Below are 13,230 nucleotides of genomic sequence, written 5' to 3' on the forward strand. Positions count from 1 at the left end.
AGCACAATACGCCTATTTACTTCCTTCGATATTTATATGCTCTATCACATAATTTCCAACGGCCGCACCTTGTTGAATGCCCAATTCAATGGCAGGTTTATAATGGATACCTCCATAGAGTCGGCTAATTGCGGCCTCCTGGGAAGCTCGCATAAAAGAGGGATAGCTTCGTATAGGTAGGCCATACGGTACTTCGGTGGCATCGGCAAATGCGTAATTATCCCCAAAAATATGGGTCAACATGGTCGCAGCGGCCGTGGAGGCTACACTATGGCCAGAAGTATGTTCCGGAAAGGCGGGTGTTTGCAAAATGGGCGTCCAGTCCGGATCCATATATTTATTGATATAGGTCTCAGGACGGGTTAGGTTACTCTTGTATTTTTGGTCCCAGCAGCTGATAAAGGCGTCTGCCAAAACAATACCGGTGAGGGCCAATGTTGCTGCGGACTCTACCGTATTGGCTTTTTGTTCGTCCAAAACCTGTGCTGTAATATGCATCCAATGTCCCCCAGGTGAAATCTGCTGCTGAAAATACATAACGTGTCCTTTCGTATGCGATATATTGGGGTTACAATCCCAAAACTTGGCAATTTCCAACTGTTCATCGTCCAAGTTCTCGACAGTTTCATAAACTTCCTTTGCTTCCTTATAGAATTGCGATTCCTCATCGGTATCAAAAGATGTTGGAAGCCCCGGATCAAATTGGGCGGCGGAATCCAATACAAAAGGTCGCAACGTATTCCAATGGGGCTCTATGGCCTCCATATAGTCCGGAGGTGTAGGACGCCATCGTCCCGGATTGTCCGTCACACTATATCTGGGTAGGGCGGTACGCCTATGATAACCGTCCTTTGCGGCCCACTCCAAAACTTTCTCGGCCAAATTCTTTCCGTAAGCAACCGAATTATCATACATCTCCTTAGCTATGCCGACGTCCCGTACCCCGTCCAATAACTCTTTTTCCATCTTTTCGATACGTTCCAGATCATATACCAAATATTTCGCCACATTGGTAAAGGCAATTAGGGATACCAGTGGGTAATAATACGATTTAAGGGAATCTGGTTTGGGTAATACGTCCAGACCATTGAGTTGTCCGGCCAATGAAGGTCTATCGGACTCCAAGAAACGGGCACCCTCATAGGCAGCAATATTGGGATAGGCGTAGATACGGCTGGCCACAGGAGGGGTGAAAATATCCGCTACTATAACATCGGTCAGTTTTCGATTATACTCCATCAGGGCTCCATCAAAATGGGCATCCAATTTTTCCGCATCATGAGTCGGGCCACATGCGGACAACGTCAGCAAAATGGCAATCACCAGGCTATTGATCCACAGCTTCATCGATATGTATTTTTTTTGTTTCACCATAGACGTCCTTTACCTTTATTTCTTTAATGGCATCGTGCAACCGTATACTACGCGTTTGTTGGGAAAGATAGCCGGATCCATAGTTGAACTCCTTTTTTATCCTTCCACCATCCTTGAAAAAAATCTCGGCCGATTCACTATTTCTATCGGCCCAATAAATGGAATGGTTCTCTTTGGCATTGTTCGTTCCGAAAACCCTTACCGGCCCACCGTTGTTTGCAGAGACGATGTACGCTAGCCCTTCGGCATTTCGAAGTAGGCCCAACCCACTCCCATCATGATCATTCACAAAACCACTCTTCTCCAAAGGAATTTGTTGAAAAGTCCCATCACCGTTGCCCATAAGGACCATGCCCTTTAATGCGTCGTACCTGCCCGAGGCAACCTCCGTGGCGTATGAATTTCCGGTCAACAAAACATCCTCATTACCATCCCCATCGATGTCCTCCACTACGATTCCTTCGATAGGAGCGATTTGACATTCCCAAGGCAAAGGACGAAGCTCAAATTGGCCTCCACCTTTGTTTTCCAGATACGAGCTGGCAAAAGTATGGCTCTTTACCACATAGGCCGTTTCGAGTTCCTCGGGCAAGAACGATGTTTCAAAGGTAGACTCGGCATAGGATTCATAGGTCTTGAACCGTGCCCGCATGGCATTGATCTGGGTTATGATTTCGTCACGAGTATGCGCAACATGATTCTCGCCGTCCACAAAATAGCACATCACAGGATCTATACGACCGTCCTTATCGTAATCGCTCGCATAGATACATAAGGGCTCCTCATCCGTGGCTTGGTACTTGTTGTTAAGGCCCAGGTTGCCCAAAAGATAATCCGTATCGCCATCGCCATCAAAATCACCTCCGGAAATACTGTTCCACCAACCTTCGGTATATTTCAGCCCTGTTTTTTCATTGGCATGGACCCATTGACCTTTATTGTTGTGAAAAATCTGTATGGGCATGAATTCCCCGACCACTATAAGGTCTTGCCAACCGTCATTATCAAAGTCCGTCCAAAGTGCCCCTGTGACCATGGTCAATCCTTCCCATCCGGGAACGCTACTTCCTACATCCCTAAATTTTACCTTCCCGGAATTTTCATCCGTAATGTTTTCCAACAGATAACTTTGGGCCGGCATGGGGTATTCACCAGGTTTTATGCGTCCTCCCACAAAAAGATCCAAATCCCCGTCCTTGTCAAAATCCGATGCCGTAACAACGGAGCCGCTGGCAGAAATCCCGGGAAGTGCATCCGATTTGGTAAAATTCCCAAGACCATCGTTGAGGTACAATCGATCTTGATAGATCTCCGTGTCCTTCGAGGCATAAACCCCGCCACTAACCACATAAAGGTCTGAAAACCCATCCCCGTTGGCATCAAAGAACAGAGCGCCCATATCCTCGTATTCGCTATCCAAAGTCCAATCCCGAGAAATAAAGGAACCCTCCTTATCTTGTAGGAACAGCCGACCTCCTTGACCACTGGCCCCGCCAACGTAAAAATCCTCCAGACCATCCCCATTGATATCAGCGATAGCTATTCCAGGACCATTTTTGGAATGCATATGCGGTAAAATAGGTTGTAGTTTAAAATCGACCATAGCATCTTCCCGATGCCGGAATTCAACTTTCAAGGAATCCGTAATATCAACAAACATCTTTTGGGTTGGATTTAGGTCTTTATCCAATTCCTTGGAAGTAGCCTCATTTTGGTCAATGTTCAATACCTGATCTGCAGAGACGTCGGTAATAACCTGATAGCTTCCATTAGGCCACCAGACCTCAACGGCATCTACCTTTTCATATTTTCCCAAACCGAAATGAATGGTAGGGTCTATGCTGGATTCATAACCACGGCTTAGAAAATGTTCATAGTGCTGATGAACAGAATCGGTAGTGACTTTTACCTTAGCCCCTATCCCTTGCAGGTTGCCCGGTTTTCCTTTTAGCTTAATCTTGAGATAATGGTTTAACGATTCCTTTGTACTTTGATTTTCATATACAAAAGCTGGCTGATTGATATTATTGACCAACAAATCCAAATCCCCATCATTGTCCAAATCGGCATAGGTGGCACCGTTAGAGCAGCTTAATTCCTTGATACCCCATGACTCGGTTACATTTTCAAACTGTATCCCTCCTGAATTACGATATATATAATTCCGCAAGTTGGCACTGGGCAAGGCGTGCATGGATTCCATTTTTTGCCCAATCTTGGTCTCAGTATCTCCTATGGGATTATTGTAGATATTTTGGTAATGGATATAATCCAGGTTCCCTAAATCCCTCAGAAAGCCATTGGTAATATACAGATCTTTGTGACCATCGTTGTCATAATCCGCCAAGAGCGCGCTCCAGCTCCAATCCGTACTGCTGACCCCGGCCAGAAAACCTATTTCACTGAATTTACCTTCTCCCCGGTTCAGTTGTAAAGTGTTCCGGGTATATTGGGGATCATAGCCCGCCTCCAACATGGACTGAAAACGATCGTAGCCCAACGAGGATATAATCAGCTTTCTTCTTTTATTATCTTCGGGACGCATATCCAAAACGAAAATATCCTGCTTCCCATCATTGTTTATGTCTCCAATATCGTTACCCATACCTGCATAGGAAGTATGGTTCAAATAGTCCGTTATTTCATCCTTGAATGTCCCATCACCTTGGTTAATGTAGAGGATATCATTTCCGATAAAATCATTGGACACATAGATGTCCGGCCATGAATCATTATTGATGTCGGAAATCCCTACCCCAAGTCCATACCCTTCTACCAAAATACCGGACTCCCCGGAAACATCGATAAACTTTCCATTACCCTCGTTGCGATAGAGTCGGTCATTACTCACCGATTCACCATTTAGCTTCCTAGGGTGGCTAGAATTCACTTGATGCTCAAATGCGGCCGGATTTACCAAAAGGTACATATCCAAATCTTGGTCTTTATCATAGTCAAAGAAAGCGGCATGCATGCTTTGACGGGTATCCGCCAAGCCATATTCCGCAGCCCTTTCAGTAAAAGTCAGTTGCCCGGAATCCTTGGAAGGCCCGTTGTTGATGTAGAGTAGATTTGCCCTTTCGGACTCCTTTGCACTACCCGAAACACAGATATAGATGTCCAACCATCCATCCTGATTAATATCCACCATGGTAGCTCCTGTACCCCATCGATTATTGAGGACTCCGGCCTCCTCGGTAATATCCGTAAATCTAAAATCGCCCTTGTTCAGGTACAACCGCCCGGAAACGGCATTCCCGCTAAAATAAACATCCACCAATCCGTCATTATTGATATCCCCAACGGCCACTCCTGCACCGGTGTATACGTTCATGAATTCAAAGACATTGATACTGTCATTTTCCTTGATCTTATTGTCAAAATCAATCCCTGTATGGGAACTTTCCAATAATCTGAAACGTGCGTCGCTCTTTCTGCAGGAACTCAAGGCCAGCATACAGCAAACCACTAAAAATGATTGTAACACATTCCTCATGGTACGGAAAGGATTTCAGTCTGTTGACGTTGGGAATTCATAATCTTTATGGATACCGCATTCCCGGGAATGGACAAACCACGGGAGGGTTGGGACAAATATCCGGCACCGTAATAAAATTCTATTTTTTGCCGCTTTCCATCGGCATATTCAATTATGGCCGATACATCATCCGGTTTGGGGGTATACAAACGTTGCCTATTTTCCGAAAAAGAAAAGGCTTTTGTTGCATCGTCATTAACGCCCGCTAGGACAAATCCCCCTTTTTCGGTATACAGGTTTATCAGACCTTTGGCATCGCCCGGAACAAAAAAACCACTTTCCGAGACTTTTAATGGATCAAAACCTCCGTTCCCGTCGCCTACCAATACCCATCCAATAGAGGCATCGTATCGGCCCGAAAAAACCTCTCCGCTATAAAAGTTACCTACGGCCAATACGTCCAAATTTCCATCACCATTATAATCTTTTACGACCATCCCATAAATAGGCGCCGTTTGTACTGATCGGGGCAACTCGCTCATTTTGAACCTCCCAGAACCCAAGTTTTCAAGATAGCTATTGGCAAAGGTCTGACTCTTTACCACGTAGGCATCGTCCAGTTCCTCCTTTAGGAATGATTCCTCAAAAGTAGCCTCGGCATAGTCCGAAAAGGTGCGGAAACGTACCCGCATCGCATTGATCTGTTCGATCAAATCGTTTCGGGAATGCGCTACGTAGTTTTCACCATCTATATAATAGCACATCACGGGGTCTATTAGACCATTTTTATCATAATCGTTGGCATAGATACAAAGGGGCTCCTCCTTACTTGCCTTGTATCTACTGTTCAACCCGAGGTTGCCCAAAACGTAGTCGATATCGCCATCATTGTCAAAATCACCACCTTGGATACTATTCCACCAACCATGGGTATCCTTAAGACCTGCTTGTTGGGTTATCTCCCATAAGTTTCCGGAATTGTTCTGGAAGACACGAACGGACATAAATTCTCCCACAACGATTAGATCCTGCCAAGTATCGTTGTTGAAATCTGTCCAAAGTGCAGCTGTCACCATGCCCAATTCCTTAAAAGTGGAATGAATGGGTTGATCGTCCTTTTCAAACTTTAGGGTATTCCCATTACTTGTATTCCTTAACAACACACTCTCCGGAGGCAACGGATATTCTCCCGGTCTAACCCTTCCCCCGACGAACAAATCCAGTTTACCATCCTTGTCATAATCGGCAGCCGTGACCACTGATCCGCTTACAGCAAATTTTGGAAGTGCGTCGGTCCTTGTAAAAGCTCCGGTGCCATCGTTTGCGTACAAACGGTCTTGATAGGCCCCATCACCCAACGGAAATGAGGAACCTCCACTGACGACATATAAATCCTGATCCCCATCATTATCGGCGTCAAAAAACAGGGTGCCCATGTCTTCCGAGATTCCCTCAGGAAATGGGACTTCCTTAAATCCTTGATTTTCCCCTTGTAATAGTAAAGCACCCGGTTGTCCAGCGGCCCCTCCCACATATACATCCTCCAAAGCATCCCCATTAACATCGGCAACGGCCAAACCAGGGCCATTGCGGGAATGCATATGGGGCAACAACGGTTGAATCTTAAAATCCACAAACTCGTTTTCCCGATGTTTAAAGGGAATAAAGGTACTGTCCACTTCCTGAAAAAGTAGAGGCGTCGCAGGTATGTCCTGTATTTGAAGTTCCTCCGCCTCTTTTTGGTCTAAGACAATCTCTTGATTTGTAGACAAATCGGTCAATAGCTGCTTTTTTCCATTAGGCCAGGTGACCAGAACCGTATCCACTTTTTGAATGTTGCCCAATCCAAAATGCAATGCAGGTTCCATGGAGGACAAATAGCCTCGATAGGGCGTAAAATATTGTTTCTGAAGCTTTCCTTGGTAACGCAATTCTACTTGGCTGCCAATACCTTCCAAATTCGGTTTTTCTCCCTTGAACCGGAATCTTAGATAGCTGTTCGTTGAGTCCAATACGATGTTGTTTCTATAGAGTCCGGCCGGATCGTCCAAATTGTTCATCACAAGATCCAAATCGCCGTCATTGTCAAAATCGGCATAGGCCATACCGTTGGAATAGGTGGGTTTATCGAATCCCACAGCTTTTGAAATATCCTCAAACCCCAGATTGCCCGTGTTTTTAAAAAAGTAATTGGGCAGCTTAATTCCGGGCAGCTTATTGAGTTCCTCCAGACGCTGTTTTTGATTGGCCTCCTCCGTACCCATACTCAGCACCCGGTTACCGTAGACCATAAAATCCAAATTGGTAATATCCTGTCTGTAGCCATTTGTGACACATAAGTCTTTTAGCCCATCATGATCAAAATCCGCAAACAATGCACTCCAACTCCATTCCGTAGCCGATATTCCCATCAATTGACCAACTTCACTAAATGAGCCGTTGCCATTGTTTAGTTGCAATGTATTTCGAATGTACTGTGGATGATAACCATAGGATAGCCCTGTTTGGAATTCGTCATAGTTGTTGCCCATCATGGTCAGCTTCCATCGCTTATTATCCTCCGGCAGCATATCAAGGACAACAACATCCATATGCCCATCATTGTTAATATCGGCTATGTCATTACCCATGCCATTAAAGGTCAAATGCCTAAAATATCGGGTGATTTCATTCTTGAAGGTGCCATCCCGTTGATTGATGTACAATAGATCATCCGTAAGAAAGTCATTGGAAACATAAATATCCGGCCAACCATCGGTATTGATGTCGCACACCTCCACTCCCAATCCAAAACCCTCAATCAGAATTCCAGCTTCATTGGAAACATCAGTAAAGGTTTGGTCTCCATTGTTTCGGAACAGTTTATCCGCCGATGGTGCTTTTCCGGTTCGATCTTTGGGACGGGAGGTATTACGATTAAAATCCACCAGTGCATTGCTCAGCAAATACATATCCAAGTCCCCGTCCTGATCATAATCAAAAAAAGAAGCTTGTACAGAATAGCTTTCGTCGGCCAGACCCCAACTTTTGGCCGCTTCGGTAAAGGACAGTTTTCCGTCCTTCATTCCATTGTTCAAGAACAACAAATTGGCTCGATCCTCCCCTTCGGAGCCCCTGGGCCCACCTCTGGATACATAAATGTCCGGATAACCATCTTGATTTATATCCACAACGGCCGCCCCATTGGACCAACTGTTAGAGCCTGCTTGGGCAGATTCAGTTATATCCTCGAAGTTCCAATTTCCCAGATTTCGATAAAGGCGATTGCTTACCATGTTCCCCGTAAAATAAAGATCTTGTAAACCATCTAAATCAAAATCGGCCACGGCCACCCCAGCCCCATTATACATATATTCGAACTCCAATACGGTAAGACTATCGGAATATACCAACGTATTGGAAAAATCAACATTCGTATCCTTTGAAGATAATTCGGTGAACATGGTCCCTTCGGAATTTTCGCAACCCATTATCCCCAATGTCAAAAAGAGAATAAGGACGTTTTGGAGGTGTTCTATTGATATTTTATGGAACATACGTATTGGTAAGAACCCTTAGAGAAAAGGAATCCAATCGCAGTGATTGGATTCCCTAAACAGCCAGATAAGCCAAAATAATAAAATAAACTAACTCTACTCAACTAGCCTACGCAAAGGCTTAAAAAAATCTTAGTATCCGGGATTTTGATTCAGCACACCACCGGAGCGATCGACCTCGGATTGTGGGAACGGGAATACTTCATACCTGGGATCCCATGCACCACCAAAGATAGTGGGGCCCAAATCCCATCTGACTATATCGAACCATCGATGGGGCTCCAAGGCCAGCTCAACCCTTTTTTCCTGTCTCATGGCCTGGGTCAAATCCGCGCCTCCGGCCAATGGGGCCAAGCCCGCACGTTGCCGTATGTCGTTTATCTGTTGTTCAGCAATTCCCAAGTCGCCCCCTCCTTCTATAAGTGCCTCGGCATACAGCAATTTCAGTTCTGCAAATCGGAACCATCGCTCATTGTTGAAATCCGCCTGATTATTGGGAGAATGATTCGCATCTACTGTATTCAATGGCCCTCGATACTTTTTGAGGGTATAATTGGTTTCAGACCATGCGGGATCGTATGGCACTTCAACCTGTGATGGGTTATAGGTATAATAAGTATCCCCATCTTGATAGAATATCGTTGCAGCCCTAGTGTCCCCAGGCTCAAAGGCATCCACCAAACTCTGGGTCGGCGCCCACCAACCCCGTTTCCCTCCGGGAGCACCTGATGCGTTTGGAGCATCCCAATACCAACCTCTTCCCGTTCCTTGGGAAGCCTTGAAGTTTTCGGAATGTGTATCATCAAATACCCAAAGGTTATCATCGGAACGAGGGCCTCCATATTGCACTTCAAAAATAGATTCGGAATTGTTTTCGTTGGTAAAGGAGAAAACGTCCTCATAATTGGGTACAAGCGAATAGGGGCCATTATCCACCACATCGGCCAGGGCCGTAATTGCGGCTCCCCAATCTTCCCTAAATACATTTACCTTTCCTATGTAAGATCTAGCGGCCCAGGAAGTGGCCCTTCCGGTATTGCCACTGTCCCAGGACTCCGGCAAACCTGCAGCGGCCGCTGCAAAGTCGGCCAGAATAGCCGTATAAAGCTCATCCGTAGAAGAGTTTGGCAAAGCTAGGTTGTTGATATCGGTCAACACCTGTGTCGCCAAGGGAGGTGTTCCAAACATTTTTAGGGCCTGAAAATGAAACCAGGCACGGAGAAATTTGGCTTCGGCATCCAAAACCGTAGTCTCCTCAGCTGTCAATTCCGTTTCATTTTGCAAATTTTCAATAACAAGATTGGCCCTATAAATACCCTCATAAATTTGGGTATATATGGCCGCATAGGGAATATCACTTGCCCTAATTTGCAACGCATCCGCATCCTGCGATCTTCCATCGGCACCGGCGGCAATATCGGCCGCAACGTCGTCCGTGATCACCAAGGTAATCTTCCAAAATTCACCATTCTCGGCAAGGGTCTCCGTACTGGTGCCCCAAAAGTCTTGAATGGAGGAATAGGAGGCAAATATGGCACCATCAAAATCCGCCCTGGTTTTGTAGAATGTATCGGCAGTTACCCTATCCAAGGGCAAGAGGTCTAGTTCATCATTGCACGAAAATGTACCTAGGATGCAAAGACTTGTGATAAATACATATATTTTTTTCATAATAGGCTTATTATAAAGATATTAAAATTACGGACTAATTAAAAGTTACAGACCATCCCAACTGAACTATTCGAGGTAAGGGAGACTGCCCACCATCCTGACCACTGGCCAAGGTAAAATCCCCTTTCTGGAAACTTTGGGTACGACCGACTTCAGGGTCGTATCCGGAATAATTGGTAAATGTTGCCAAGTTCTGGGCACCTATATAAAAGCGCATTCTTGTAACAAAATCATTAGTCCAACTTTTTAGTCTTTCAGGAGATATGCTATAGCCAATGGATATGTTTTGAATCCTTAAATAACCAGCATCCTCTACCCAACGATCAGAAAAACGATCATTATCGTTGGGATCACTTAAGGTCAGCCTGGGGCTAGAGCTGGAATTGGTAGTACCTTCCCCGGTCCAGCGGCTAAAAATCTGCGTACTGAAATTGCTATTGTTCGAAGCCCTGAGGTTCTCCAGACCTATCCGGGCCGAGTTATAAACCTGTTGATCGCCAACCCCTCTTAACACGGCTGAAAAATCAAAGCCTTTGTATTCTGCCTGAATATTAAAGCCATAGAAGAAACCTGGGAACGGGCTTCCCAAAAATGTCCTGTCACTGGCGTCTATCTGTCCATCACCATTAACATCCACAAAACGTATATCCCCGGGTTCCGCACCACTGGAGAAAGCATCGGGCAGTGCCGCACTAGCTTCAGCAGCGGTTTGATAGAGACCGTCCGTTTTATATCCATAAAAATGTCCAAGACTTTCGCCAACAACCGTTCTATGGGTTTGGTTTCCTCCAATACCTGAAATAATATCGGGGATTTGACCCAAACTTGTTACTTCATTTTTAACCGTAGTCAGATTTCCACCTATGCTATATTTAAAGTCCCCGATCTCATCACTCCAATTGATCGCCAATTCAATACCAGAGTTTTCAATCTGGCCAATGTTGGCATCAGCAGGTAAGAAGAACCCAGAAACAAATGGAATGGGCAATCCAAGCAATACATCATCGGTAGTCTTCTTATAATAATCAAATGTACCGGTCAATTTCCCTTTCATAAAGCTCGCATCCAAGCCTATGTCCAATTGTGTACTGGTTTCCCATTTGAGGTCGGCATTGGCAAAACTTGTCGGTGCCGGTGCGAGAACAGGGGTTTGACCGTCCCCGATTACATAAAAAATGTTATTGTTCAGGGCACTTAAGAAAGCAAAATTCAGTCCAGTGAATTGGTTACCGGATTGCCCCCATCCTACTCTAATTTTAATGTCATCTATGGCATCACTCTGAGGGAAAAAGTCTTCTTGCGAAATTCGCCAACCTGCAGAAACCGATGGGAAAACACCATCCCTATTTTCCTTGGCGAACCTTGAGGTTGCATCCCTTCTGATATTGGCCGTCATCAAGTATTTTCCTTTGTAATTATAACTTAAACGGCCCAGCCAACCCTGTAATGTCCAAATATCACCTTCATTGGCCCCGGCAACGGTAGTACCACTACCGGCAAAGTTGGGGTTGAAAAGATTACGACCCTGTAGTCTTACCTTATCAAACCGAAACTTGGTCTGCTCAAATCCAAAAATAGCGGATACATTGTGATCTCCTCCAAAGGTTTTGTCATAGGACAATGTTGCATTAGTGTTCAACGTCAGCTCCTCAGGTCTTGAAGAAACCAATAAGGATTGCCTATCATTGCCATCATAAGATATATCGGACTGTAAATATTCACCACGGACCACATTATAATCCAAACCTAAGGAAGTCCGGAGTTTTAGGCCTTCGATAATGGTAAGTTCCCCGTAGAAATTCCCCAATACCTTACGGTTCCTTACCGTGGTACTTTGCGTCCTCAAATCGTTCCTGAAGACATAGTTGATACCTCTAGCTCCTCCTAAATTATCAGGAGTCTCTTGATTATACCCCAGAGGGCCATCGGGATTGAAAATTTGAAAGTATGGGGCGTTCAAGGCAGAATTGAAACCCGCAAAAAAGGCACCTTCACTTTGTGTTGTTCGGTCGGTTTGGCTTATTAAGATAGATTCTCCAAAACGCAAATGTTTCCCCACCTTAATATCGGAATTCGCCTTAAACGAATATCTTTCGAAATCCTGTGCCGGTTCTATACCTTCATTGTCAAAGTAACCGCCTGAAATAAAGTAATTGGCATTTTGATTGCCGCCACTAACGGTTACGTTATGACTTTGTACAAAACCATCACGAAAAACGGCGTCCTGCCAATCCACATTGGGTTGGCCACTGAATTGTGAAAGATCTCTACCCAATTGCCCTTGAATGTCAATAAATTGTTCAACGTTAAGCACATCGATCTTATCCCTTACGGTCGCCACCGAGGCATAACCATCGTATGTCACCTGTGCTTCGCCAGATTTACCTCTTTTGGTGGTTACAATGATTACGCCGTTGGCGGCCCTGGCCCCATAAATAGCTGAGGAAGCAGCGTCCTTCAGCACATCAATGGATTCAATATCATTGGGATTAAGTCCCGCTAAGGGGTTGGAATCTGTAGTGGATGACGTATTTACCGTGGCATTGGTGGTCTGTACAATAGGAACGCCATCGATTACCCATAGGGGATCGTTGACCCCTGGCGTACCGATACCCCGGATTCGCACACTGATAGGTGCTCCAGGGTCACCACTTCGGTTTGTAATGTTTACCCCTGAAATTGTTCCGGCCAAAACCTGGTCCGGACTGGTAATAGGTTTTGTAACGATCTCTGCGGCACCAATGGATCCAACGGCCCCGGTAAGATCCGCTTTCCGTTGGGTACCGTATCCCACTACCACTACCTCGCTCAAGGCCTGCGCGTCCTCGGTCAAGACGATATTGATCGTGGACCTACCGTCAATAAGCACTTCCTGTGTGGAATAGCCCACGTATGAAAACACAAGCGTTGTTGCACCGTCCGGCACATCAATCGTATAGTTTCCATCAAAATCGGCTACAGCTCCTACAGTGGTGCCCTTTACTACAACGCTTGCTCCGGATAATGGTCCCACGTCATCAGTAACCGTACCCGAAACGGTATTTTGAGCGGATGCCGATTGAATTCCGAAACATACCAAAACTACGAATGCCAGGGCAAATACCCATATCCCATCGGGGTTCGTAAGATTTTTTTTCATAATTGATAGTTTAAGTTAGTTGTTTATGTATG

The 13,230-nt window shown here is 45.3% G+C and carries 5 protein-coding genes; all 5 read right to left on the reverse strand.

What is annotated here, in order from left to right:
• Positions 1 to 12: 12 nt before the first annotated feature.
• Entirely contained in the window at positions 13 to 1,347 is a 1,335-nt protein-coding gene (locus tag ACO06Y_RS02685; RefSeq protein ID WP_422082282.1) for a vanadium-dependent haloperoxidase, read from the reverse strand.
• Positions 1,328 to 4,870 (reverse strand): VCBS repeat-containing protein, encoded by a 3,543-nt coding sequence (locus tag ACO06Y_RS02690; RefSeq protein ID WP_422082283.1) that lies wholly within the window; start codon positions 4,868 to 4,870, stop codon positions 1,328 to 1,330. The genes ACO06Y_RS02685 and ACO06Y_RS02690 overlap by 20 nt, the downstream gene beginning before the upstream one ends.
• Positions 4,867 to 8,388, reverse strand: a complete 3,522-nt coding sequence (locus ACO06Y_RS02695) for a VCBS repeat-containing protein (RefSeq protein ID WP_422082284.1) — start codon at positions 8,386 to 8,388, stop codon at positions 4,867 to 4,869. Before ACO06Y_RS02695 ends, ACO06Y_RS02690 begins: the two co-directional genes overlap by 4 nt.
• A 132-nt stretch (positions 8,389 to 8,520) precedes the next feature.
• Positions 8,521 to 10,059: a RagB/SusD family nutrient uptake outer membrane protein gene (locus ACO06Y_RS02700; RefSeq protein WP_422082285.1), complete on the reverse strand. Its 1,539-nt coding sequence runs from the start codon at positions 10,057 to 10,059 to the stop codon at positions 8,521 to 8,523.
• A 34-nt stretch (positions 10,060 to 10,093) separates the two neighbouring features.
• Positions 10,094 to 13,198 (reverse strand): SusC/RagA family TonB-linked outer membrane protein, encoded by a 3,105-nt coding sequence (locus tag ACO06Y_RS02705; protein WP_422082286.1) that lies wholly within the window; start codon positions 13,196 to 13,198, stop codon positions 10,094 to 10,096.
• Positions 13,199 to 13,230 lie beyond the last annotated feature (32 nt).

Source organism: Ulvibacterium sp. (genome assembly GCF_965228935.1).
Classification (GTDB): Bacteria; Bacteroidota; Bacteroidia; order Flavobacteriales; family Flavobacteriaceae; genus Ulvibacterium.

What these genes read in the sequence shown, in the direction of transcription:
- ACO06Y_RS02685 (WP_422082282.1), bottom strand. Translation starts at nt 1,347, where the DNA reads ATGAAGCTGTGGATCAATAGCCTGGTGATTGCCATTTTGCTGACGTTG.
- ACO06Y_RS02690 (WP_422082283.1), bottom strand. Translation starts at nt 4,870, where the DNA reads ATGAGGAATGTGTTACAATCATTTTTAGTGGTTTGCTGTATGCTGGCC.
- ACO06Y_RS02695 (WP_422082284.1), bottom strand. Translation starts at nt 8,388, where the DNA reads ATGTTCCATAAAATATCAATAGAACACCTCCAAAACGTCCTTATTCTC.
- ACO06Y_RS02700 (WP_422082285.1), bottom strand. Translation starts at nt 10,059, where the DNA reads ATGAAAAAAATATATGTATTTATCACAAGTCTTTGCATCCTAGGTACA.
- ACO06Y_RS02705 (WP_422082286.1), bottom strand. Translation starts at nt 13,198, where the DNA reads ATGAAAAAAAATCTTACGAACCCCGATGGGATATGGGTATTTGCCCTG.